Origin of the sequence: Bifidobacterium castoris, assembly GCF_003952025.1 — a bacterium.
In the GTDB taxonomy this organism is placed as follows: domain Bacteria; phylum Actinomycetota; class Actinomycetes; order Actinomycetales; family Bifidobacteriaceae; genus Bifidobacterium; species Bifidobacterium castoris.
In genome coordinates this window covers 88,018-111,231 of record NZ_QXGI01000007.1, presented here as the reverse complement: position 1 = coordinate 111,231, position 23,214 = coordinate 88,018, and the positions used below count along the sequence as shown (strand labels likewise).

Here is a 23,214-nt window from a genome sequence, read left to right as displayed (position 1 = left end):
GCTCGTGCGCGTCGCGGTGACGTAACCACTATCGATTGTAGAAAATTTCCGAAGATGATTTGCAAATTTCCAATTCCGTACTACGATGGTACACGTCAGTTCATCAAGGCAAAGGAGCCCCGAGGGACATGAGTACCATTACACAAGTCAAGACCTACGATTTCCGATTCCCCACATCGCAGACGCTGTCCGGATCGGATGCAATGAACCCGGACCCCGACTACTCGTCGGCTTACGTCGAGATTCACACCGACGCCGAGGACGGTGTCAAGGGTGTCGGCTTCGTCTTCACAATTGGCCGCGGCAACGACGTCGTGTGCACGGCAATCGATTCGATGGCGCAGACGCTCATCGGCCGCGACGTCGAGGAGATGCTCGACGACATGCGCATCGCCTGGGATCTGTTCGTCCACGATTCGCAGCTGCGCTGGCTCGGCCCAGAAAAAGGCGTCGAACATATGGCAATCGGCGCGGTGCTCTCGGCGCTGTGGGACATCAAAGCCAAGAGAGCCGGCAAGCCGCTGTGGCTCATGCTCTCCGAAATGGAACCCGAAGAGCTCGTCTCGACGCTCGACTTCCGCTACCTGAGCGACGCGCTGCGCCCCGAGGAAGCCGTCGAAATCCTGCGCGAAGGGAACAAGGGCAAGCAGGAGCGCATCCAGCACCTGCTCGACACGGGATACCCGGGCTATTCGACGGCCCCCGGCTGGCTCGGCTACTCGGACGAAAAGATGGTCTCGCTCGCCAAGGAGGAGACCGAGGTCAAGGGCTTCAAGCAGATCAAGCTCAAGGTCGGCCAGAACATCGACGACGATCTGCGCCGTCTCGCGCTCGCACGCGAGGCGATCGGCCCGGACGTGCGCCTCGCCGTCGACGCCAATCAGGTGTGGGATGTGCCGCAGGCAATCGAGTGGATCAACCGTTTCCATGAATTCGATCTCGCCTGGGTCGAGGAGCCGACGAACCCCGACGACGTCATCGGACATGCGACGATTGCGCGCGCAATCAACCCAATCAAGGTCGCCACTGGCGAGCAGATGCAGAGCCGCATCCTGTACAAGCAGTATCTGCAGACGAACGCCTTCGGCATCATGCAGATCGACGCGACGCGCGTCGCAGGTCCTCAGGAAATCATTCTCGAATACCTGCTCGCGAAGAAGTTCAACAAGCCGGTATGCCCGCACGCCGGCGGTGTCGGATTGTGCGAAGCGGTCTGCCAGTTCGCGATGTTCGACTACGTCTCGGTCTCCGGCACGATGGACGGCCGCATGATCGAATACGTCGACAATCAGCATGAGCACTTCGTCAACCCGGTGCGCATCCGCGACGGCAACTATGTGGCTCCGACGGCCCCTGGCAACGGTGCCGAGATGACGTTGGAGACCGCCGAGAAATACCTGTACCGCGGCTGAGCGACGAAGCTCGCCGAGGCGCCAACCAATCAACCAACAACCAACGGACAGCCGACGTGCGAGGCCGAGCGCGGCCCCGCACCGCGGCATCGAATCAACCGATCGAATCGCATACAGCACACGGATCGAACAATCATCACGAACAAAGGAGTTCTCATGGATCTGCATCTCGAAGGCAAGGTCATCATCGTCACCGGTGGCTTCAAAGGCATCGGCAAGGGCATCGTTCTGCAGCTCGCGCAGGAAGGCGCAATCCCCGTCGTCATCAATCGCTCGGACGCGGCAATTGATGAGTTCAAGCATGACATCGAGCAGTACACGAACGACTACGACATCTATCTGCTCGACCTCAACGACGCCGACGGCATCGCGCCGATCGTCGAAGCGACGTACGCCAAGTACGGACACGTCGACGGCATCGTCAACAACGCCGGCAAGAACGACAACAAGGACCTCGAGACGACCAGCTGGCGTGAATTCGAGGAGTCAATCCACGGTAACCTGACGCACTACTACGAGCTCGTGCACGCCGCTGTGCCCTATCTCAAGGAAAGCAAGGGCGCCGTCGTCAACATTTCGTCAAAGACGGCGCTGACCGGTCAGGGCAAGACGAGCGCCTACGCGGCGGCGAAGGGCGCCATCCTCGGCCTGACACGCGAATGGGCGGCCGCACTCGTCAACGACGACGTGCGTGTCAACGCGATCGTCGTCTCCGAATGCTGGACGCCGCTGTACTCCGAATGGATCAAGACCTTCGGCGACGAGGCCGCCCAGCAGGCGCGCCTGTCGCTCATCACCGACAAGATTCCGCTCGGCCATCGCATGACCTCGGTCGAAGAGATCGGCGCCGAGGCGGCGTTCCTGCTCTCCGACCGCTCGTCGCACACGACCGGCCAGTGGGTCTTCGTCGACGGCGGCTACGTGCATCTCGACCGCGCGCTGAGCTGAGTCGGGAGGGGACGATCATGTCAACGACATCACCAAAGACGGCGCGCAAGGGGGAAACGACCGGGTCAAAGGCCATGCTCGCAATTGTGCTCGTCACGTCGCTGTTCTTCATCTGGGGCCTGACGATGAACCTGGTGAATGCGCTCAACTCGCCGTTCGCGAACTACATGCAGCTCGACAGCGCTCAGGCGGCGCTGCTGCAGGTCGCCTACTACGGCGCCTACTTCGTCATGGCGATCCCCGCCGGTCTCATCGCCAAGCGCTTCGGCTACAAGGGCGGCGTGCTTTCGGGCCTGTTCCTCTTCGCGTTCGGCGCGTTCATCGTCATCCCGGCGACGAATATGGCGAGCTACGGGCTGTTCCTGCTCGCGATGTTCGTCATCGCGCTCGGTGCCGCGTCGCTCGAAACCAACTGCAACCCGTACATCACAAAACTTGGCGACGAACGCGGCGAATCGTTCCGCCTCAACATGGCGCAGAGCTTCAACGGCGTGGGCAACATCGTCGGCCCGCTCATCCTCGGCCAGATTCTCGGCACGACGGTCGCCGCCGGCCAGCCCGGATTCGAGCAAGCCAAGACGCAGTTCCTGACGGATACGCGCACGGTTTACATCGTCATCGGTGTCGTCCTCGTCGTCGTGTTCGTCGTGTTCGCGTTCTTCCGTCTGCCTTCGCCTCCGGGCGACGCCGAGGAGGAGGCGGGCGGCAAGGGCTCGGGTGAGACCTTCCGCACACTGCTCAAGCGTCCGTACTTCACGCTCGGCGTCATCGCTGAATTCATCTTCATCGGTCTGCAGGTCGCTGGCATGGCAATCTTCTCCGCCTACGCGCTCAAGCATTGGGGTGCCGGCATCACGGCAGGCCTCGCCGCGACGATGCTGTCGGTGCTCTCGCTGCTGTTCACGATTGGCCGTTTCGTGACGACGCCGCTCATGGCGCGCTTCGACCCGGCGAAGATTCTCGGCATCTATATGAGTGCATCGGCTGTGCTGATGTTCATCGTCTTCCTCGGCTTGGGCAAGGTCTCGGTCATCGCGTTCATGGTCGCCTATCTGTTCATCTCGATCGGCTACCCGACCGTGTTCTCGCTCACGCTCAAAGGGCTCAAGGGCTCGGCGGCGAAGACCGGTTCGTCGGCGCTCGTCATGAGCATCGTCGGTGCGGCGCTCATCCCGCTGCTGCTCGGCGTCATTCAGGATGCCGCCGGCATTGAGATCGCGGCTCTCGTCATGGTGCCTGGCTTCCTGTACGTGGCGTGGTACGCGTTCTGGGGATCGCGCATCGGCGTGCCGAAGGTGGGTGAGACGCGATGACGCTCCAAGTGATCGATGCCCATCTGCACATCTGGGATCCTGCCGTACAGGACCTGCCGTGGCTCGCGGGACTGCCCGCGCTGCGCAGCCGCTACACGATCGACGACCTCGCTGCGCATTACGCGGCACGGCACGACGTCGAATTCCTCGGAGGCGTCTACGTCGAGGTCGACGCGGCCGACCCACTGCTCGAGGATCGACTGCTCTACGAGAACAAGAGTCCGCTCATCCTTAAGCGCGTGATGCGCACGCGCGTGAGCCCCTACATGCGTCTTCCCGTCATCGCCGACGGTATCCGCGAGCCGCTGCACGTGGCGAGCGAGCCGCGCGGCCGGGTCGGTGAGGAGGGATTCCTCGAAGGCCTGCGCATCCTCGCGGATCTCGGGCTGCCCTTCGACTTGTGCAACCGCGGCGACGAGCTGCCCGACATGGCGCGGGCGCTCGCCAAAGTGCCTGAGGAGACGGTCGTCATCGACCATCTGGGCAACATGCCGGGCCTCGACGAGGCGTCGAAACAGTCGATGCGCGCGCTCGGCGAACTGCCGAACGTCTACGTCAAGGTTTCGGGAGACGACCCGGTCGACCCGCACATCGTCGAGTTCATACGCGAAGCCTTCGGCCCCGGCAGGCTCATGTACGCGTCGAATTGGCCGGTCGTCGAACTCAACTCGTCGTTCGACGCGCATTTCACATTGATGCGCGCGCTATTCGGCGACGACGAGGACTTCTTCATGCGCAACGCATGCCGCGCCTACGGCATCGACATGCCGCAACGCTGAACACGGCCGGTGGCGGCAGGCCCACGGCCTGCCGCCACCGGCGCCGCATGGCTCGGCACGCCCGCTCAACGAACGAAAAGAACGAAAGAAGGAAGGAATCATCATGGCGAAGCATCCGGCATTCTCCGGCGTCGTCTGCCCATCGATTACGATCACCGATGACGATGGGGTGATCGACTACGAGGCGTGGGATCGCCACCTCGACCATCTCATCGAAGCCGGCATCGACGGCGTTCTCATCTTCGGCAGCATCGGCGAATTCTACGCTTTCGACGCGCAGACGAGGAAAGAGGCCGTCGCGCACGTCGTACGCCACGTCGCCGGGCGCATTCAAGTATTCGCCGGCGTCGGCGGCACCGACGTCGCCTGCGTCCTTGAACTCGCACGCTGTGCGCAACGCGATGGCGTCGACGCAATCGTCGTCGTTTCGCCGTATTACTTCGGTCCCTCCGATGGCGCGGCGCGCGACTTCTTCTCCGCCGTCGCCGATGCCGTCGACATTCCCGTCATCCTCTACAACTTCCCGGCGCGCACTGACAGCGACCTCGATCCCGAGCTCGTCGCCGCGCTCGCGCGCGAGCATGCAAATATCGTCGGCATGAAGGACACGGTCGATACGATCAGTCACACGCGCAAGGTGATCCGCGCTGTACAGGAGGTCAATCCTGACTTCGCGGTCTTCTCCGGATTCGACGAGTATTACCTCGTCAACCGTGTCTCGGGCGGTGTCGGCGTCATCAGCGGACTGACGAACGTGGAACCCGAAACTTTCGTGCAGCTGCGCGACGCTTACAACGCTGGCGACTTCGACGGTGCGGTCGCAGCCGCCGAGAGAATCAGCCATCTGATGGCGATCTACGACCAAGCCGACCTGTTCATCTCGGCGATCAAGGGTGCGGTGCGCGCCAAAGGCCTCAACATCTCAACGCGCATTCGCCGGCCGGCCGTGCAGCTGAACCGCGCACAGTATGCGCATATCGTGGAGCTGCTGCGTAAGTAGCGCTTACCGCCAGACGAGAGGCGCATGCGCCCCGGCGCCGACCTCGAAGAAGTACTGCGCGATGCCCAGATCGGTCCGCGTGTACGGGCCGATGCCCGGATCGGCGGCGACGGTGCGTCCGTCGGACTCGAGCCGGAACGTGAACCGCTGCTGGTTGAGCGCGCTCGGCGCAAGCAGCGCCGCCTCGACGCCATGTTCGAACCACGCCGGCACCGCGATGCCTCCCTTGGCCGACGCGACCTGCCCATAGGTCTTCGAACGCGAAGGCTTGCCATGCGTCACGCCATGGCCGACGACGATCGCGAATCGCACCTTGTCCTTGGCACCGAATCCTGCGTGCCGCGCCGCCTGATGCTTGCTGAACGACAGGGCGACCCAGCAGGTGTCGAGCCCCAGCTGCGCGGCGCGCAGCAGCACCTGCGCGCCGTAGTAGCCGCAGCGCCACTCCCAGTCCTTCGTCTGGTCGGCGGCGATCGCCACATAGTTGCGCACGTTCCTGAACATGCCGTAATGCAGCAGCACGTTGCCGAAGGCGTCCGGCTCGTCGGTGACGAGCCGCATCTCAGGTGCGCCTGCGGCGTCGAGCCGGCCGATCAGCGCGCGCAGTTCATTGCATATGTGCGCGTCGATCGCCTCGTCGGTGTATGCGCGCACCGCATGCCGCCTGTCCATCGCCTCGAGAAGATCCACCGGTCGTCCTTTCCGTCGAGCGTCGCCCGTGCGTCGCCGCCGAAGCATGCACGGTTCCCCTCCACATGTCCCGCCGTGCGGCCGGCACGGTCTATCCTCCGTACTCATTATCTGCTGCGCCCGTCTCGCGCCCGTTGACGTTCCACCTACGGTGAACGCGCGGCCGTCCCTCCGCCTCCGGATTCGACGGCATCGTTGCCGCGCAACGCAGGCGTTCCAACGATTGCATGCATCTTTGAATGAAGGGTCGACCAGAAGGAAACGTGCCGGTAATACGACGTTTCACGGCGCGAAACGCAGCGGCTGCGATGCTGGAGGAACCCAGGGACGCGGCGCACGCCGACGTCCACGACGATCCGCGGCGCGCCACGGCGCGCGGCGCATGACCCGGCAGGGCGGAAAAGGAGGCGGACAGACAGACGAAGGCTTTCCCTCTTTTGTGAAGAACATACTCGAGGCGCCGCGGCCCGATGATGATCGGGCCGCGGCGCCTCGCTTTTCATCCGCTTGCCGGCCGCCACCGGTTGCCCTCGCCGGCTACAGTGGAGACGTCCGCGCCGCCGACGAAGGAGTGCAGATGATGCGCCTGTCCGCACTGAAGATCCTCAACCACAGCCGCGTGGCCGACCTCGACGTCGAGGTGCGCGACCACCTCGTCCTCGTCGGCACGAACGAATCCGGCAAATCCTCGATCCTGCGCTGCCTCGACCTGTTGCTAGGCGCGCCGCGCGCACGGCTCTACGCGACGCTGGGCGCGGCCGACGTGCGCGACCCGGCGCATCCCTTCGTCGTCGAAGCGTCGCTCACCGGCGCCGACCGGGCCCTTTTCGCCGCCGCGGACGCGCCGGGAGCCGTGCGGCTGCGTCTCGACGTGCATGTCGCGGACGACGGCGAGACGGTCGACATCAATCGGCGCGTCGTGACGGGCGACGGCGGCGCCGAACTCACGGCCGCGCAGCTCGCCGCAATCAGCTGGACGATGCTGCCCGACGACGCCGACGCGCATATCGGGGACACGCCGATGCTGCGTCGCCTGTTCGCGACGCTCGCCCTCGACGACGAACGCCGCGCGCTCGTCCGGGCCGAACATCAGGCCGATGGCGCGCTGCGGCGCTCGCCGGCGCTGCGGGCGCTGCGCGAACGCATCGCCGGGCAGCTCACGGCCGCCCTGCCGGGACGCTACCGCGGTGACGACCTCGTGTTCGTCGCCGACGCGCGCGGCGACGACCCCTTCGACCGTGTGCGCCTGCGGCTGCGCGGCCCCCACGGCCAGCGAGACCTCGGCGCGCAGTCGGGAGGCATGCGCGCCGTCTTCGTCGTCGCCCTCTTCGATCTGCTCGACTCCGGCGGCGGCATCATCGCCTTCGACGAACCCGAGACGCATCTGCATCCGACGAGCCAACGTAACCTCGCGCGGCTGCTCGCGCGCGGACCGAGCCAGAAGATCATCGCGACGCATGCGCCCGACGTCATCGGCGAGTTCGAACCCGACGAGATCGTCGTCGTGCGCGCCGGCGACGTCGTGCAGCCGCGGCGCGACTTCCTCGACGACGACGACAAGCTGCTGCTGCACATGTGGGTGCGCGACCGCCTCGAACCGCTCACGGCCGAACACGTCGTCGTCGTCGAAGGCATCACCGACCGCGTGCTGCTCGAGCGCTGCGCCGACGTGACCGGGCGCAACCTCGACACCTACGGCGTCGTCGTGCTCGAGGCCGGCGGCTGCCGCGAGATGCCTGCATGGCGGCGCGTCTTCGCGAGCACGGGTTCCAGGTGCCGCTCACGCAGCTCATCGACGCCGACGCGGCCGCCGCGATCGCGCGTGAATACGGCGTGCGCGTCGCCGACCTGCCGATGCGGCACGTCTGGGTGTCCCATCCCGACCTCGAAGGCGAGTACGTGCGCGCGCTCGGCGTGGACGCCGCCTTCGACGCGCTCGCGAAGGGAGGATTCAGCCGCGGCGAGCTTGAGCCGATGCGTCGCAAGCGCCTCAACGGTGCGCTCGACGAGGACGAGGTGGCGCGATTCTGCAGGGTCCGGGCGAACAAGACGCGCGCCGTGCTCGCCGTCATGCCCGTGATCGACGCGGCCGCCGCGCGCGAAGGACCGCGGGGACGCCCCGCGCGGGTAGGCTGGGACGATGTGATGCGCCACGCCATGCGACGATCATGACGTGCGGGGACGCGGCGCATGCGGCGGCATGCGCGCGCCGCCGACCATCACGGACGACGCGCCATCGCGAACGACACGGACAGGGAAGGGGCATGACGATGAACGACGAACGGAAGCTGCGGCTGCTGCAGGGCGCCGTCTACGGCGAGGCGATCGGCGACGCGCTCGGCTCGCCCTGCCAAGGCGAGCTGCGCGACACCTTCCGATGCGCCGACCCCGTCTGCGCGGCCGACGGCGGATTCCGCGACGATACGTCGATGACGCTCGCGACGCTTGACTCGCTGCTGCAGCGAGACGGCCGCGTCGATCCGGACGACATGCGCATGCGGTTGCGCAGTTGGCTGTTCGACGGCAAATACACGCCGGACGGCCACGCCGTCGACGTCGACCCGACGACGTACCGCGCGCTGGGCGGCGAGGCGGGGCCCGGCGGCGGCCTCGACAACGGCGACGGCTCGCTGATGCGCTGCGCGCCGCTCGCGTTCTTCGACGCGGACGACGACGAGGTCGCCGCGGTGAGCGCGATCAACCACCGCCATCCGACGGTCATCGGCGCATGCGTGCGCCTCGTGCGCGGGCTGCGTGCGCTCGTCGACGGGCGTACGCCGCGCGAGGCGGCGGCCGCCGCCGGCCTCGAGGATATCTGGGAGCGTCCGCGCGACGAGATCCATGCGGACGGATACGTGTCCCATACGCTGTCGGCGGCGTTCTGGTGCCTGACGACGACCGATTCCTACACCGACTGCGTGTTCACGGCCGTCGGCCTCGGCGCCGGCTGCGACACGGCGGCCGCGCTCGCCGGCATGCTCGCCGGCGTCGTCTACGGCTTCGAGGACGAGCGCGACGGCGACGGGCGCGGCATCCCGGGCCCGTGGGACGACGCGTTGCGCGGGTGGCACGTCATCGCCGAAGTGCTGTGCGGGGGACCGCTCGGCCTGTCCGACGGTCGCCGGACGGAGGGGGAGCCGGTCGTCGGAAGCGCCGATGCATGCGCGGCGGGACTGCCGGAGGTGACCGAGGCGTTGGCCGACGCCGTGCGGGCGGCGCATCTGCGCGGTGACGAGTTCAGCAGGCGCGCACTGCTCGCCGGCGACCCCGACGAGCGCGAGCGGCTGTTCGCCGAGGCGGCGCGCTGGTTCGCGAGCGCCGCCCGGCTCGGCGACGCGGGCGCCGCGACCGATCTGGGCATGTTGTACCTGTATCGGCATGTGCAGGCGTCGGATGCGGACGGTGCGGCCTATGGCTGCTTCGCGCATGCGGCCTCGCTCGGCGACGCGGAGGGCGCATGCCATCTGGGGGACATGCGCCGCGACGGCTGCGGCTGCGCGCAGGACCTCGACGAGGCGTTCAGCTGCTACGAGCGGGCGTCGCATCTGGCGTCGCGTACGCTCGACGCCGACGACCCGCACGAGGGCGCGACCGTCGCGCTGATCGAGCTGCGGATGGCGGAGGCCTACGAGTGGCGTCTCGCCGACGGCGGTGCGCACACGCCCGACGTGCGCGCACGGATCGCAGCGCAGGCGCTCGCCTGCTACCGGCGTGCCTATGCGGCGGCGATGACGGCCGTCGACGGCGGCCTGCGCATGTATCTCAAGGAGGCGAGGCTCGCGCAGGCCGGCATCGAGGGGATGGAATCGCAGGGCGGCGCGACGCGGGCCGACGCTGCCGAGGAGTCATGTGAAACAGGCGGTGAAACATATGGCGGTTGTGAGTGAGCCGCGGCCGCGCGCCGTCGTCTACACCGACTTCGACGGCGTGCTCAACGCCTTCGCCGGCGCCGACGGCGTGCGCGCGAGCGGCGGCGGGGGCACGTTCCGCCTCGACGGCGAGGCCGTCGTGCCGGCGGGGAGCGCGGCCTACACGGTGCGTTGGTCGCATGCGCTCGCCGCGGACATGGCCGCGCTCGCGCGACGGCGTCATCGAGCTCGTCTGGCTGTCCACATGGCAGCCGTATACGGCCGCGCTCAACGCGACGCTCGGATGGGACGGTCGTGACGTGCGCACCGCGCAGTGGTACGATCCGGTCACCTACACCGGTCTGCGCGGCGGCAAGCTGCGCACCGTCGTGCGCAGGATCGCGATCGAGGGCGCGTCGACGACGCCGCTGCCGATCGTATGGATCGACGACGAGGAGTGCACGGAGCGCGCCGGACGGGTCATCGAATCGGCGGATCCGCCGGCGCCGGTGTGCATCGTGCGCCCCGACTCGCGTATCGGCGTCTCCAGGCGCCAATGGCGGCTCGTCCGCGCGTTCATCGACGATCCGACGGCGTTCGCGCCGGTCACGCTCGACGTCGAACCCGGCGTTGCCGAACGCGAGGGGCATCTGGGGCTGTGAGCCGTCGGTGAACGTCGTGCGCGCGCCGGCGGGACATGGTTGACCGCCCGCGTCGCGTTCCTATAATTGATGGCTACATACCGGCGCGCCGTGCCGGCTGCATGATGAAGGTGGTGATTGCCATGGCGCGACTGTACCGTTCAAGTTACAGCAGGCGATGCGGCAAGCGGCGGTATCCCACCCGCGACGACGCGCTGCCCGCGCTCGACGGCAGCGGGCTGCCGGTGCGCGCGTGGGGAAAGGCGTGGCTGTGGCGGGCGCTGCGCAACCGCGTCGAACGGATGGAACGCTTCGTCTACGAAGGCGTCTTCGGGCATGTGCGGCCGCTGACGCAGACGATGGCGCGAGCACGGCGGCTCGACGCCGACGATTGGGCGACGCTGCGGCAGACGCTGCCGCTCGCGCGCGGCTTCGGCGAGGAATGCAACGCGTGGGATTCGCCGGCGCGGCTGTGGATCGTCGCCGCCGCAAGCGTGTGAACGACGGAGATTCGCGATCATCTCCGGGGCGATTCATGTCCGGGCCGTTCGCGGACGGGGTGGTTTGCGAGCATCGCCGCGCATATGCCGGGACGGGATGATCGTGGACGCGCTCGTCCGCGATCACGGCATGCGCGAGGCGCGATGACGGCGATCGCGGAGGGGGGGCGACGGGGCCGCGCCACGACCGCGGCGACGACACGACGAACAGAGGAGCACATATGCGGCATGGACACCGGATGCGCGGGCGACGCGCGGCGCGGATCGGACGCACGGCGACCGCGGCGGCGCTCAGCTGCATGCTGACGCTTGCGGGCGCCGGCTGCGGCTCGTCGGACGATGCGTCGCGGGCGGCCTCCGCGGCGCCGGCGCCGACGACGTCCGCATCGGCGCCGACGACGGACCCCGCCGGCAGCGACGCCGGACATGTCGGGTCGGACATGCTGTTCAACGGCCCCGACCACTGGGACGGCGCCGTGGACGCCTCCTGCCCGGCCGGCAAGGACGTGCGGATCGTCATCGTGCGCGGCACGCTCGAGAAAGCCGGGGACGGCTCGCTCAACGAACTCGCGCGGATGATCGACGAAGGCGTCGGCGGACGCGCGGCCATCGACGATCTCGACTATCCGGCGTCATGGAAGGCGGGCAGCGAGGCGCGCGGCGTCAACATGCTCGTCAAGACGCTCAACGCGCAGGCGGACGCCTGCCCCGGCGTCAAGACCGCGCTGCTCGGCTACTCGCAGGGTGCGATGGTCGTCGGCGACGCGCTGAGCGCACCCGGGGCGCGCTTCAACGAGGACGACGGGCAGCGGCTGAGCGAGCGCGCGCTCGCGGACATCGTCGCCGTCGAGCTGTTCGGCGACCCGCGGTTCGACGGCTCCGCGGACTACGGCGCCGGCAGCTACGACGTCGCGGTCGACGGCATCCTCGGCGCGCGCGGCGACGACGATCTGCGCGCGCTGCAGGGAAGGCTCGTCAGCTACTGCAACGCCGACGACTTCGCCTGCCAGCTCGGCGGCCGTGGCGACGCGCACGGCCTGTACCGGTCGAACGGCACCTTCGACGAGGCCTCGCGATACGCCGTGACGAGGATCCGGACGGCCCTGGGCGGATGACGGCGCCCTGCCGCTACGATGGACCGTGCATCCGGATCGGGGAACACGAGGAGGGGGACGATGAAGCGACGCCGCACGCGATGCGGCCGGCCGCATCGTTCCGCGGCCGCGCGACGAAGCAGGATGTGCGCCAGGCCGCTCTGAGCGCGGCCGGCCGCACGACGAACATATCAGGGAGGAAGCAATGGACCATACGATCATCTGCCCGCACTGCCACACGCAGTTCGCGATCGACGAGGACGACTACGCCGACATCCTGCAGCAGGTGCGCGGCGCCGCGATCGAGGAGGAGGTCGACAAACGCAGCACGCTCATCAAGCAGCAGGCCGACGCCGAACTCAGGCAGGCGCACAGCGAGGCGCAGGCTGAACTTGACCAGACGCGCACGAGGCATCAGGCCGAGGTGGACGCGCTCAAGGCGCAGCTCGAGGCCCGGATCGAGCACACGGAACTCGAGAAGGACGGGCAGATCAAGGAACTCAAGGCGCAGCTCGAATCGGCGCGCCGCGAATCGGCGGCCGAACGCGACGCCGCGCTCGAACAGCTGCGCGGCGAGCACACACGTCAGGAGGCGGACGACAAGGCGACGATCGCCGCGCTCAAGGAACGCATCGAACGCGACGCGCAGCAGGCCGCGGACGACAAGGAAGCGGCGCTCGAACGGTCGCGCATCAGGCATCAGGCCGAAACGGACGCGCTCAAGGCGCAGCTCGAATCGGCGCGCAGCCAGGAGGAGGCGCGCCGCGACGCCGAGATGCTCAAGACGACGTCGGACTACGAGAAGCGCATCGCCGAGCTCAACGCGAGGATCGAGCAGGCCGACGTGCACAAGCGGCTCGAAGTGCGCGAAGCCGTCGCCGCGGCCGAGAAGGAGCGCGACGAGCTCAGGCATTCGCTCGACAAAAGCGAATACGAGCGCGAACACGACAGGCGGTCGATCACCGACAACTACGAATCGCAACTGCGGATGAAGGACGAGCAGCACCGCAAGGAGCTCGAGCTGCGCGACGAGGAGATCGAACGGCTCAAGGAGTTCAAGACGAGGCTGTCGACGAAGATGGTCGGGGAATCACTCGAACAGCACTGCCTGAACGAATTCAACAGGGCGCGCATGGGCGCGTTCCCGACCGCCTACTTCGACAAGGACAACGACGCGCGCACCGGCAGCAAGGGGGACTTCATCTTCCGCGACTACGACGAGGACGGCGACGAATACATCTCGATCATGTTCGAGATGAAGAACGAAATGGAATCGACCGAGAAGAAGCACAGGAACGCCGACTTCTTCAAGGAGCTCGACAAGGACAGGAAGGAGAAGGGCTGCGAATACGCGGTGCTCGTCAGCATGCTCGAGACGGACAGCGAACTCTACAACGCCGGCATCGTCGACGTCTCGTACGAGTACGAGAAGATGTACGTCATCCGTCCGCAGTTCTTCATCCCGCTGATCACGCTGCTGCGCAACGCGGCGCGCAAATCGGTGGACCTGCGCCGCGAGGTAGAGCAGATGCGCCGGCAGAACGCCGACGTGACCGGCTTCGAGGACAAGCTCAACGACTTCCGCGAGCGCTTCGGCAAGAACTTCGACCTGGCGGCGAGGCACTACCGGGAGGCGATCAAACGCATCGACAACGCGATCAGGGAACTGCAGAAGACGCGCGACGAGCTCGCCGGCTCCGAACGCCAGCTCGAACTGGCCAACAACAAGGCGCAGGATCTGACGATCCGCAAGCTCACCTGGGGCAACCCGACGATGCGCGACAAGTTCGCGCAGGCACGCGACGCGAAGACGGCGGTCGATGGATGCGGACGGCATGCGCGCGGCGCGGATGCGGACGAGGTCGAGGCGCGGGTCGTCGACGACGACGGAGCCGATGCCGACGGCGCCGCCGAGTGACGTCCCGCGGCATCGTCGGCGTGCGGTGTGCGGAGCCGCGCGCCGCACGTCCATGCATGCGGGCGATGTAACCGAATCGTTACCGCGCGCGTCATCGTTTCCGACGGGCGTCTCGAACGCGGTCTGAACACCTTGGAATCGCTTGCGCATATGGTCGGCGGCAGGGGCCGTCCGCCGGTGTTCGCTGCGTTCAGCGGCGCAGAGCGTCGTGGGCGCGGTCGAAGGCGTCCTGCGCGTCGTCGCGCATGTCGCGCATATGCGTCGAGATCGTCTTGACGGCCTTGCGCACGTCGTCGTTCTCGGAGACGAGTTCCGGTACCCGCCTCACATTGCGCTTGAGCGCCTCGAAATCGCGGCGCATCTCATGGTCCTCGCAATGCTCGCGGCCGCGGGCGACGAGCCAGCAGATCGCGCCGATGAGCAGCACGCCGCATACGACGCCGCAGATGACGGCGGCGATGTTCACGTTGTGCGCCGAGGCGTCGACGTCCGCCTTGTCGGGATTGTCGTCGGGGTCGCGCAGTTCCTCGAGCTCGGCGTCGGTCAGCTCGTCCGGATCCTTCTCCGGGTCGATGGTCGTGGTCTTGTTCGCCATGATTGCCTCTTTCTGTTGTTCGATGGTATGTGCTTCATGTCCGCTTCCTCTACGGTACGGTGTCCGCGGCGCGCGCGGGGGCGAGTATTCTCACGGCTGCACCGAAAGCCGGATCCGTGACGGCGCCCATACAGCGAGGCGGCCGTCGCGTTCGGCGCTCGGGTCCGCTAGAGTGAGTCGCATGAACGAAGACTATCCTCAGAACAACGACGCTCAGCAGCCGATGAACTACACGCAGGGCGGTTACGACAACGGCGCGGAGGCGTACAACGGCGCCGCCGGACAGGATGCGTACGGCGCGCCTTCCCAGCCGGCCTACGGTGAGCAGTCGTATCAGGCGTCGCAGCCGGCCTACGGCGAGCAGCCGTATCCGGCGCCGCAGCCGTTGCCGCAGGGCGTCTACGGCGCGGGCCCGACCACGCCGTATCCGGGCGCGCCGCAGTACTACGGGGCAGGTGCGGATGCGGGCGCACGCTGGAGCGCGCTGTGCATCATCGGATTCATCCTCTCGTTCGTGATCCCGATCGCGGGCCTCATCATCTCGATCATCGCGCTCGTGCGCATCAGGCGCACCGGCGAGAAGAGCCGCGGCATGGCGATCGCCGGCACGATCATCGGCGCCATCCTCAGCGTGCTGACGGTCGTGGTCATCGCCATGGTGGTGTGGTTCGTCAATTCGATGGACGTCAAGGTCATCGAGAACGGCGAGCAGGTGCAGGTGTGCATCAACGACGAATGCACGACGACGAACGGCTACTACGACGGCCACAAGGATTTCTCGAGAGGCGATGAGATCGCGTTCCTCGACGACATGGCCTCGCGCCTGCCGGATGCCGCGGCCTCGACGGTCGTCTACGAGCTCGCGATGTGAGTGCCGCGAATCGACGGTGTGAAGCCCGCATCAGAAGGCGACACGCCGTGATTTGCGCTTTGGGATCATTTCGGTAGTATATACATCTGTTGTCGCGATGAGCTTCTCACCGCGAAGAACACGGCCCCGTAGCTCAGTTGGTTAGAGCGCCGCCCTGTCACGGCGGAGGTCACCGGTTCAAGTCCGGCCGGGGTCGCTTGGTCAGGGAGAGGATTCCTCTTCATGGTCCAAGGCCGCGTAGCTCAGTTGGTTAGAGCGCCGCCCTGTCACGGCGGAGGTCGCCGGTTCAAGTCCGGTCGTGGTCGCGAAAACCGCGGGACTTTGGTTCTGTGGGATTCATGGCTCTGTAGCTCAGTTGGTAGAGCGAACGACTGAAAATCGTTAGGTCAGCGGATCGACGCCGCTCGGAGCCACCATAGGAGAACCCCTCCGCATCATCGATGCGGAGGGGTTCTCCGTTTGCGTGACCAGACCGATGCGAACCCCGGTGATCATACCGGGGGAGGTTGGCGTTGGAGATGTTCTCGTCATGGCTGTGCGTGATCCCGCGGATGTGCGGCCGTGCATGCCGGACGGTCCGCGGCCCGGGATGCACGGCCGCGCATCCGGCATGCGGTGCGTGGGGGCGGGGCGTCAGATCGTCAGCACGACGTGGACCTCCTTCGTGCCCGCGTCGGCGATCGGCACGACGTTGCCGCCGATGGCGTCGCCGTCGACGGTGAGCGACGGCTTGCCGGTGCGCGTCACGTCGATGATGTAGCGGGTGCCGCGCCACGTGCGTTCGATGTGCAGATCGGTGAAGTCGGCCGGCATGTGCGGGTCGAGCAGCAGGCCGTCGAAGGTGGGCCGCACGCCGAGCAGGTACTGGGAGACGTCGACGAAGGTCCATGCGGCGGTTCCGGTCAGCCACGAGTTCTTGCCCTCGCCGGGGGCGTGCGACTCGGGACCGGCGACCATCTGGCAGTAGACGTATGGCTCGGTGCGGTGGATCTGCGAATACTCCTCGGTGTAGGCCGGGCAGGTGCGCGTGTAGACGGCGAAGGCCTCGTCGTCGTTGCCGACGATCGCGTTCGCGATTGAGATCCACGGGTTGTTGTGGCAGAAGATGCCGCCGTTCTCCTTGTATCCGCGCGGATACGAGGAGATCTCGCCGAGCTCGATGCGGTAGGTCGAGTACGCGGGCGCGAGGATCGACGTGCCCCAGCGGCAGGTGAGCAGCTCCTTCGTCGAGGCGAGCGCCTGCGCGGCGCGTCCGTCGTCGACGCCGATGCCGGCCATGACGCACATGCCCTGCGGCTCGATGTAGATGCGCCCCTCGCTGTCCCCGGCGGTGCCCACCGCGTCGCCGGTCGCGTCGAAGGCGCGGCGGAACCATGCGCCGTCCCAACCGGCGTCGAGCGTCGCGGCTCGCATCTGCGCGATCGCTTCGCGCACGTCGGAGACCTCGGCTCGCACCGCGTCGCCGTCCATGCCGCAGGCGGCGCCGAAGCGTTCGAGGATCTGCGCGTACTGCTCGCCGTAGAGGACGAACATGCCGGCGATGAACACCGACTCGGCGATGCCGGTGTCGTTGTTCTCGACGGTCTGGAAGCTCTCGCCGGGCGTCGACGAGAAGCAGTTGAGGTTGAGGCAGTCGTTCCAGTCGGCGCGTCCGATGAGCGGCAGCCCGTGCGGGCCGCGGTGCGTCATCGTGAAGCGCACGGAGCGGCGCAGGTGCTCGAGCAGCGGCTGCTCGGAGCCGGCCGTGTTGTCGAACTGCGTCGGTGTGCGCAGGATCGCGTCGTCGCCGGTCTCGTTGAGGTAGGCGAAGGCGGAGGCGACGAGCCACAACGGGTCGTCGTTGAAGCCTCCGCCGATGTCGGCGTTGCCCTGCTTGGTCAGCGGCTGGTACTGGTGCCATGCCGAGCCGTCGGGCAGCTGCGTCGAGGCGATGTCGATGATGCGGTCGCGTGCGCGTTCGGGGATCATGTGCACGAAGCCGAGCAGGTCCTGGTTCGAGTCGCGGAAGCCCATGCCGCGTCCCATGCCGGACTCGTAGTACGAGGCGGAGCGCGACAGATTGAAGGTGACCATGCACTGGTACTGGTTCCAGATGTTGACCATGCGGTCGAGCTTGTCGTCGCCGGTCCTCACCTGGAAGCCGTCGAGCAGCGACGTCCAGTAGCGCTTGAGCTCGTCGAAGGCGGCGTCCACCTTGTCCACGGTGTCGAAGCGCGCGAAGAGCTCGTGTGCCGGGCGCTTGTTGATGACGCCGACCTTCGCCGGGTCGTCCGGGTCCTCCCATTTCGCGTCGTCGGCGACCTCGACGTAGCCGAGCATGAACACGAGCGACGCGCTCTGGCCGGGCATGAGCCGCACGCGCACGCGCGGCGCCGCGATCGGCGACCATCCGTAGGCGACCGAGTCGCGGGCGCGTCCTTCGGCGATGACCTGCGGCGAGTCCCATCCGTTGAACTTGCCGAGGAACTCGTCGCGCACCGTGTCGTAGCCGACCGTCGGCTCGTTCACCGAGTAGAACGCGTAGTGGTTGCGGCGTTCCTTGAACTCGGTCTTGTGGTAGATCAGCGTGGCCTCGTCGCCCTGCTCGACCTCGACCTCGCCTGTCGACAGGTTGCGCTGGAAGTTGCTCGCGTCGTCGACGGCGTTCCACAGGCACCATTCGACGCATGCGGTCGCGTCGACGATTCGTTCGGCGTCCGTCGTGTTCGTCAGCGTGAGCTTGTTGATCTCGGCGGGCGTGTGCAGCGGGACGAAGGCGGTCAGTTCCGAGTCGATGCCGGCGTAGGAGGCGCGGAAGACGCTGTAGCCCATGCCGTGGCGGCATTCGTAGGAGTCGAGCGGCGTCTTGAGCGGCAGGAAGGTCGGCGACCAGCTGGCGACCGGCCTGAGCGCGGCGTCGTCCATCGGGTCGGCGCCATCGGCCGGCTCCATCAGCGTCAGATAGAAGCTGCGCGCCCCCTCGTCGGCGGGGACGCCGTTGTAGCGGTAGCGCGTGATGCGGCGCAGTTTCGCGTCCTTGTAGAACGAGTATCCGCCCGCCGTGTTCGAGATGAGCGAGAAGAAGTCCTCGTTGCCGAGGTAGTTGATCCATGGGAGCGGCGTCGCCGGGGTCTCGATCACATATTCCCTGCGCGCGTCGTCGAAGTGGCCGTATCGCACCGTGTCCGGTCCTTTCTGGCATGCGCCGCGTCATGGTGTCGACGGCGACGCTGCCGGCGTTGTCAACTCGGTCATCGAGTTAGTTTATTGATAAAACTATATATAGTACGATGACAGAACAAAACCGGCGGCGTGTGGATCCGGTGTGTCGTGCGGCGCCGGACGCCCGCAGCCCCGCCGGCGGATGCGGCGGGGCTGCGCGAATGGGAGTGGAGTGGAGCGCCTATTCCTTCGCGGCGGATGCGGATTCGGCGGAGGCGTCGACGCCCTGGTCGCTCGTCGCCGGGGGGATCGCCGGTCCGTTGGACGCCACGGCCTCCTCGGCCGCGACGATCGCGTCGTGCTCGGCGTCGGCGGCGCCGTCTCGCGCGTCCTCGGCGGCCGCCGCCGGCGTCTCCGCCGTCAACCCGTCGGCCACATGCGCGTCGTCGTCATCGTCGAACATGCCGCTGCTGCTGATCTCGTCGATGCCGTCGACGCCGGTCGGCGTCTCCGTGACGAGCACGTCGATGCCGGGGAGGTCGTCGAGCGGGTCGCCCTGCGCGCGCGCGAGCTTGGCCTGCTCGCGGAACCAGATGCGCAGCGCCGGGTTGATCTCCCTCGATTCGAGGTACTGCTGGTAGACCGGGAAGAGCGCGTGCAGCCACGGATACATCAGATACAGCGTGCGTTCGGACTTGCGCGTGCGCCAATGCTGCGGATGCGCCTCGAAGGTGTTCTTGAAGCGCTTCATGTAGTTGCGGAACGATTTGAACGACGTGTCCATGCGCCGCGCCGAGATGCCGCAGATCATGCGCTCCGAATAGACGGTCTTGAAGCCGCGGCCGAGCAGATGCAGCGAGACGTCGATGTCCTCGTGCATGACGTCCTCGCGGTCCCGGCACACCTCGCCGGCGACCTCGTGCCACGCGCTCGCGCGCAGCGCCATGTTCGAGCCGAACAGCAGCACTTTGCCGCCGTCGGCGCGGAAGGTGTGGCGCCGCACGCTGTCGTCGCCGCGCAGCGCGATCCTGCGCGCCGGCATGTCGTAGTAGGTGACCGGGCCGGTCGCGCCCATCGCGTCCCTGTCCTCGGTGAAGATGCCGGCGACGACCTCGACCCAGTCCGGCTTGAGCATGCAGTCGGCGTCGACGCGGCCGAGCACGTCGCCGGTCGCCGCGTTGAGCCCGAAGTTGCGCGTCGGGATGAGCCCCTGCTCCTCGTCCTGATGCAGCAGCTTGACCGGCGCCTGGGGATGCTCGCGCATGTAGCGCTCGACGACGGCCACCGTGTCGTCGGTGGATCGGTTGTCGACGACGATGACCTCGTGCGGCGTCACCGTCTGGCGAAGCGCGTTGTCCAGACAGTCGGTGATGCGGTCCTGTTCGTTCCACGCCGGGATGATGATCGATACTTTCAGCATGGTCTCAAGAATATGTGCGCGCCCGTACAGTGCCTACGTGCATGGCGGCCTGGTGCCCCCATCACGCGCGTGCGCCTCGGGTGTGCTTTAATGAGGGGCATGAGCGAGCCACAGACCGAAGACATGGCCGGCGAGGCCGGCGTGAAGCGTACGAACGGGGCCGACGGGGCCGACGCCAAGAGGAAACTCGACGTCGCATCGCTGTTCCCCGCCAAGGGCGACCCACGCCGGCCGCCCGAATGGTACGGGCGAGCGCTGCTGTACACGGCGATCGCCGTCTTCCTCGCCTGGTTCGCGTATTCGTCGTGGTTCAAGATCACCTACATCGTCTTCGACGTCGTCATCGCGCTGTTCCTTGCGCTCGCAGTCGAACCTCTCATCATCCGGCTCATCAAACACGGTTGGAAGCGCGGCGTGGCCGCCGTCACATGCCTCATCGGACTCATCGTCATCGTCATCACGCTGCTCGCGCTGTTCGGCAACATGTTCGTCCAGCAGATGATCTCGATGGTCAAGGGGTTCCCGGACCTGTACAACCAGCTCGCCTCCTTCGTCAGCGAGAAGACCGACTTCAAGATCCCCGAGATGAACGACCTCGGCGGCGAGATCATCAAGAACATCCGCGGCAACTGGGTGACCGACTTCGCCGGACAGGCCTTCAGCACGACGCTCGGCGTCTTCTCGAACCTGCTCAACTTCATCACCGCGCTCATGGTCGCCTTCTACATCGCGATCGCGGGCCCCCGACTGCGCCGCAGCCTGTGCAAATGGATCGCGCCGAGTTCGCAGCGCCGCTTCCTGATGACATGGACCGTCGTGCAGGAGCAGATCTCCGGCTTCCTGTTCTCGCGCTCGATCCTCGCCGCGATCAACGCCGCGTGCATGTCGGTGTTCCTCGTGATCATCAAGGTGCCGTACTGGCTGCCGCTCGCGCTGTTCTGCGGCATCGTCTCCCAGTTCATCCCGACGATCGGCACCTATCTGGGCGGCGCGCTGCCGGTCATGTTCGCCTGGGGCGAGCGCGGCATCGGATATGCGATCGGCGTCATCGTGTTCATCACGATCTACCAGCAGATCGAGAACCTGCTGCTGTCGCCGAAGATCTCGGAGCGCACGATGGACCTCAACCCCTGCATCGCGTTCCTGTCGGTGCTGTTCTTCGGCTCGATCTTCGGCGCGCTCGGCGCGTTCCTCGCGCTGCCGATCACGGCGAGCATCCAGGTGCTGCTCAAGGTCTCGATGAAGCAGTACCCGCTCGTCGACGTGCCGCTGATGAACGATCCGACGACGAAGAAGAAGTCGAAGATGGTCGAGGCGGCCGACGCGATCAACGAGCACGTGCTCAAGCCGGTCGGGGAGCACATCCCCGGCGCGCGCCAGGCGAAGGGATCGTCCGCGCACGTCTCCTTCGACGACGACGCGATCGCGCAGCTGCGCGAGGCCGCCTACGGCGGCGCGAGCGCGCCCGTCACCGCTGACTCGCCGACCGTCGCGATCCCCAAGCGCATCCTCGACTCCGACCATCGCCAAGGGCTCAAGGGGGGCGGCGACGCGCACGCCGGAGCAGCCGACGCCGGCGCTTCGCCCGCAGCCGACGCCCCCGCGTCCGCACCCCGGCAGGTAGAATCGGAAGACGGCAAGCAAGACAAGAGACGTTCCGGGTCCAAGGGGCCGGACAACCCAAGGAGTCATTGGCGCTGATGGTGCTGCTCAACGTTCTGGACATCCTGCTCGTCGCCGTGGGCGGCGTCGGCATGGTCTATCAGGGTGTGTGCATCCTGATCTCGCTGTTCGCCAAGCCGATCACCTTCCCGGACGCGCCGATGGACAAGCGCTACGCCGTCCTCGTCTCCGCGCGCAACGAACGCGCCGTCATCGGTAACCTCATCCGCGACATCCAGACGCAGACGTACCCATCCCCGCTCATCGACATCTGGCTCGTCGCCGACAACTGCACCGACGACACGGCGAGGATCGCGCGCGACCTCGGCTGCAACGTCGTCGAACGCTTCGACCGGACGAAGATCGGCAAGGGCTACGCGCTGACCTACCTGCTTGACACGATGATCGGCGACGGCACCGCCGACCGCTACGACGCGTTCTTCGTCTTCGACGCCGACAACCGCCTCGACGAGCACTACTTCGAGGAGATGAACAAGGGGTTCCAGTCCGGCTTCCGCATCCTGACGAGCTACCGTAACTCGGTCAACCTCTCCGACAACTGGGTCTCGTCGGGCTCGGCGCTGTGGTTCATCCGCGAGTCCAGATTCGTCAGCGCCTCGCGCATGTGGCTCGGCAACAGCTGCCACGTCGGCGGCACCGGCTTCATGTTCTCGCAGGGCGTCATGCGCCGCAACAAGGGCTGGAAGTTCCATCTGCTCACCGAGGACCTCGAGTTCACGATGGACTCGGTGCTGCACGGCGACCGCATCGGCTATGTGGGCTCGGCGATCCTCTACGACGAGCAGCCGGTCACCTTCGCGCAGAGCTGGAGGCAGCGCCTGCGCTGGAGCAAGGGCTTCCTGCAGGTCTTCCGCTACTACGGGCCCTCGCTCATCCGCCGCGCCGTGCGCGAACGCGACTTCTCGTGCATCGACTTCACGCTGCTGCTGTGCCCGTTCATGCTGCTCGCGATGATCCGCATCGCGCTCGGCGCGATCTACGCCGCCTTCGGCTTCGTCTCGTGGGCGAGCCAGCTCGGCTCGCTGTTCAACTGGATGAACGGCATCGTCTGGTCGGTGCTGTTCATGATGGCGCTCGCCGCACTGACGATCGTCGTCGAACGCCGCCGGATCGGCGCGACGAACAAGGAGCTGTTCGCCTATGTGCTCAGCTTCCCGATCTACATGCTCAGCTATGTGCCGATCTCGTTCCAGGCCGTCTTCTCGAAGGCGCAGTGGAAGCCGATCGAGCACAAGGGCGGCGCGCCGGACGACGAACGGCTCGAGGACGAACGCGCCGGGCGCGACGAGGCGGCCGCCGCCAGACAGGCGTCGTGACGGACCCGTCTTGCGGCGCGGTCCACGAGCTGAGACGTTTTTTCC

18 protein-coding genes, 3 tRNA genes and 1 pseudogene are annotated in these 23,214 nt (G+C 66.6%); 18 read left to right on the top strand and 4 right to left on the bottom strand.

Annotated features, from left to right (window positions below):
* Positions 1 to 128 precede the first annotated feature (128 nt).
* The 5 genes from D2E22_RS08190 (at position 129) to D2E22_RS08170 (ending at position 5,452) form a co-directional block, all read left to right on the top strand.
* Entirely contained in the window at positions 129 to 1,412 is a 1,284-nt protein-coding gene (locus D2E22_RS08190) for an enolase C-terminal domain-like protein (RefSeq protein ID WP_126032601.1), read from the top strand.
* 156 nt (positions 1,413 to 1,568) lie between these two features.
* On the top strand, positions 1,569 to 2,360 hold the full coding sequence (locus D2E22_RS08185) for an SDR family oxidoreductase (protein WP_126032600.1): 792 nt from the start codon (positions 1,569 to 1,571) through the stop codon (positions 2,358 to 2,360).
* A 17-nt stretch (positions 2,361 to 2,377) separates the two neighbouring features.
* Positions 2,378 to 3,673, top strand: coding sequence for an MFS transporter (locus tag D2E22_RS08180; RefSeq protein WP_126032599.1), 1,296 nt, complete (start codon positions 2,378 to 2,380; stop codon positions 3,671 to 3,673).
* The gene (locus D2E22_RS08175) at positions 3,670 to 4,452 is read left to right on the top strand and encodes an amidohydrolase family protein (protein ID WP_126032598.1); all 783 of its coding nucleotides are present in this window, start codon (positions 3,670 to 3,672) and stop codon (positions 4,450 to 4,452) included. The genes D2E22_RS08180 and D2E22_RS08175 overlap by 4 nt, the downstream gene beginning before the upstream one ends.
* Positions 4,453 to 4,555: 103 nt before the next feature.
* Entirely contained in the window at positions 4,556 to 5,452 is an 897-nt protein-coding gene (locus D2E22_RS08170) for a dihydrodipicolinate synthase family protein (RefSeq protein ID WP_126032597.1), read from the top strand.
* 3 nt (positions 5,453 to 5,455) lie between these two features.
* Here the strand turns inward: D2E22_RS08170 and D2E22_RS08165 are convergent, their stop codons facing one another.
* The gene (locus D2E22_RS08165) at positions 5,456 to 6,142 is read right to left on the bottom strand and encodes a nitroreductase family protein (RefSeq protein WP_164518478.1); all 687 of its coding nucleotides are present in this window, start codon (positions 6,140 to 6,142) and stop codon (positions 5,456 to 5,458) included.
* Between the two features lie 577 nt (positions 6,143 to 6,719).
* Between D2E22_RS08165 and D2E22_RS08160 the strand changes: the two genes are divergently transcribed.
* The 7 genes from D2E22_RS08160 (at position 6,720) to D2E22_RS08135 (ending at position 14,143) form a co-directional block, all read left to right on the top strand.
* Positions 6,720 to 8,222 carry an ATP-dependent nuclease gene (locus tag D2E22_RS08160; RefSeq protein WP_164518477.1) on the top strand — a complete coding sequence of 501 codons (1,503 nt, stop codon included), beginning with the start codon at positions 6,720 to 6,722 and terminating at the stop codon, positions 8,220 to 8,222.
* A gap of 184 nt (positions 8,223 to 8,406) precedes the next feature.
* Positions 8,407 to 10,029, top strand: a complete 1,623-nt coding sequence (locus D2E22_RS08155) for an ADP-ribosylglycohydrolase family protein (RefSeq protein ID WP_164518476.1) — start codon at positions 8,407 to 8,409, stop codon at positions 10,027 to 10,029.
* The gene (locus D2E22_RS10575; protein ID WP_164518475.1) at positions 10,013 to 10,309 is read left to right on the top strand and encodes a hypothetical protein; all 297 of its coding nucleotides are present in this window, start codon (positions 10,013 to 10,015) and stop codon (positions 10,307 to 10,309) included. Before D2E22_RS08155 ends, D2E22_RS10575 begins: the two co-directional genes overlap by 17 nt.
* Positions 10,191 to 10,652: a hypothetical protein gene (locus D2E22_RS10570; RefSeq protein ID WP_164518474.1), complete on the top strand. Its 462-nt coding sequence runs from the start codon at positions 10,191 to 10,193 to the stop codon at positions 10,650 to 10,652. Before D2E22_RS10575 ends, D2E22_RS10570 begins: the two co-directional genes overlap by 119 nt.
* A gap of 122 nt (positions 10,653 to 10,774) precedes the next feature.
* Positions 10,775 to 11,131, top strand: a complete 357-nt coding sequence (locus tag D2E22_RS08145) for a hypothetical protein (RefSeq protein ID WP_126032592.1) — start codon at positions 10,775 to 10,777, stop codon at positions 11,129 to 11,131.
* Between the two features lie 239 nt (positions 11,132 to 11,370).
* The gene (locus D2E22_RS08140) at positions 11,371 to 12,246 is read left to right on the top strand and encodes a cutinase family protein (RefSeq protein ID WP_126032591.1); all 876 of its coding nucleotides are present in this window, start codon (positions 11,371 to 11,373) and stop codon (positions 12,244 to 12,246) included.
* Between the two features lie 184 nt (positions 12,247 to 12,430).
* The gene (locus D2E22_RS08135) at positions 12,431 to 14,143 is read left to right on the top strand and encodes a DUF2130 domain-containing protein (RefSeq protein ID WP_126032590.1); all 1,713 of its coding nucleotides are present in this window, start codon (positions 12,431 to 12,433) and stop codon (positions 14,141 to 14,143) included.
* Between the two features lie 190 nt (positions 14,144 to 14,333).
* On the opposite strand, the gene D2E22_RS10565 is transcribed toward D2E22_RS08135, so the two are convergent.
* Positions 14,334 to 14,738, bottom strand: a complete 405-nt coding sequence (locus tag D2E22_RS10565) for a hypothetical protein (RefSeq protein ID WP_164518473.1) — start codon at positions 14,736 to 14,738, stop codon at positions 14,334 to 14,336.
* Between the two features lie 181 nt (positions 14,739 to 14,919).
* Between D2E22_RS10565 and D2E22_RS10560 the strand changes: the two genes are divergently transcribed.
* The 4 genes from D2E22_RS10560 to D2E22_RS08115 all read left to right on the top strand — a co-directional run bounded on the left by D2E22_RS10560 (position 14,920) and on the right by D2E22_RS08115 (position 16,025).
* The gene (locus D2E22_RS10560) at positions 14,920 to 15,609 is read left to right on the top strand and encodes a DUF4190 domain-containing protein (RefSeq protein WP_164518472.1); all 690 of its coding nucleotides are present in this window, start codon (positions 14,920 to 14,922) and stop codon (positions 15,607 to 15,609) included.
* Positions 15,610 to 15,731: 122 nt separating this feature from the next.
* Positions 15,732 to 15,805 (top strand) — tRNA-Asp (locus D2E22_RS08125).
* 35 nt (positions 15,806 to 15,840) lie between these two features.
* Positions 15,841 to 15,914 (top strand) — tRNA-Asp (locus D2E22_RS08120).
* Between the two features lie 35 nt (positions 15,915 to 15,949).
* Positions 15,950 to 16,025 (top strand) — tRNA-Phe (locus tag D2E22_RS08115).
* A gap of 217 nt (positions 16,026 to 16,242) precedes the next feature.
* Here D2E22_RS08115 and D2E22_RS08110 read toward each other — a convergent pair.
* Entirely contained in the window at positions 16,243 to 18,768 is a 2,526-nt protein-coding gene (locus D2E22_RS08110) for a glycoside hydrolase family 94 protein (RefSeq protein WP_126032588.1), read from the bottom strand.
* Positions 18,769 to 19,249: 481 nt separating this feature from the next.
* Positions 19,250 to 20,170: pseudogene (locus D2E22_RS08105) on the bottom strand (glycosyltransferase family 2 protein); the annotation flags it as partial.
* Between the two features lie 123 nt (positions 20,171 to 20,293).
* On the opposite strand from D2E22_RS08105, the gene D2E22_RS08100 reads away from it, so the two are divergent.
* Together D2E22_RS08100 and D2E22_RS08095 are read left to right on the top strand one after the other, a co-directional pair.
* The gene (locus D2E22_RS08100; protein WP_126032621.1) at positions 20,294 to 21,871 is read left to right on the top strand and encodes an AI-2E family transporter; all 1,578 of its coding nucleotides are present in this window, start codon (positions 20,294 to 20,296) and stop codon (positions 21,869 to 21,871) included.
* Positions 21,871 to 23,169 carry a glycosyltransferase family 2 protein gene (locus D2E22_RS08095; protein ID WP_126032620.1) on the top strand — a complete coding sequence of 433 codons (1,299 nt, stop codon included), beginning with the start codon at positions 21,871 to 21,873 and terminating at the stop codon, positions 23,167 to 23,169. The genes D2E22_RS08100 and D2E22_RS08095 overlap by 1 nt, the downstream gene beginning before the upstream one ends.
* Positions 23,170 to 23,214 lie beyond the last annotated feature (45 nt).

Bases quoted from the DNA above. Each gene is read 5' to 3' on its own strand.
- D2E22_RS08190 (WP_126032601.1), top strand. From the start codon at position 129: ATGAGTACCATTACACAAGTCAAGACCTACGATTTCCGATTCCCCACA.
- D2E22_RS08185 (WP_126032600.1), top strand. From the start codon at position 1,569: ATGGATCTGCATCTCGAAGGCAAGGTCATCATCGTCACCGGTGGCTTC.
- D2E22_RS08180 (WP_126032599.1), top strand. From the start codon at position 2,378: ATGTCAACGACATCACCAAAGACGGCGCGCAAGGGGGAAACGACCGGG.
- D2E22_RS08175 (WP_126032598.1), top strand. From the start codon at position 3,670: ATGACGCTCCAAGTGATCGATGCCCATCTGCACATCTGGGATCCTGCC.
- D2E22_RS08170 (WP_126032597.1), top strand. From the start codon at position 4,556: ATGGCGAAGCATCCGGCATTCTCCGGCGTCGTCTGCCCATCGATTACG.
- D2E22_RS08160 (WP_164518477.1), top strand. From the start codon at position 6,720: ATGATGCGCCTGTCCGCACTGAAGATCCTCAACCACAGCCGCGTGGCC.
- D2E22_RS08155 (WP_164518476.1), top strand. From the start codon at position 8,407: ATGACGATGAACGACGAACGGAAGCTGCGGCTGCTGCAGGGCGCCGTC.
- D2E22_RS10575 (WP_164518475.1), top strand. From the start codon at position 10,013: ATGGCGGTTGTGAGTGAGCCGCGGCCGCGCGCCGTCGTCTACACCGAC.
- D2E22_RS10570 (WP_164518474.1), top strand. From the start codon at position 10,191: ATGCGCTCGCCGCGGACATGGCCGCGCTCGCGCGACGGCGTCATCGAG.
- D2E22_RS08145 (WP_126032592.1), top strand. From the start codon at position 10,775: ATGGCGCGACTGTACCGTTCAAGTTACAGCAGGCGATGCGGCAAGCGG.
- D2E22_RS08140 (WP_126032591.1), top strand. From the start codon at position 11,371: ATGCGCGGGCGACGCGCGGCGCGGATCGGACGCACGGCGACCGCGGCG.
- D2E22_RS08135 (WP_126032590.1), top strand. From the start codon at position 12,431: ATGGACCATACGATCATCTGCCCGCACTGCCACACGCAGTTCGCGATC.
- D2E22_RS10565 (WP_164518473.1), bottom strand. From the start codon at position 14,738: ATGGCGAACAAGACCACGACCATCGACCCGGAGAAGGATCCGGACGAG.
- D2E22_RS10560 (WP_164518472.1), top strand. From the start codon at position 14,920: ATGAACGAAGACTATCCTCAGAACAACGACGCTCAGCAGCCGATGAAC.
- D2E22_RS08100 (WP_126032621.1), top strand. From the start codon at position 20,294: ATGGCCGGCGAGGCCGGCGTGAAGCGTACGAACGGGGCCGACGGGGCC.
- D2E22_RS08095 (WP_126032620.1), top strand. From the start codon at position 21,871: ATGGTGCTGCTCAACGTTCTGGACATCCTGCTCGTCGCCGTGGGCGGC.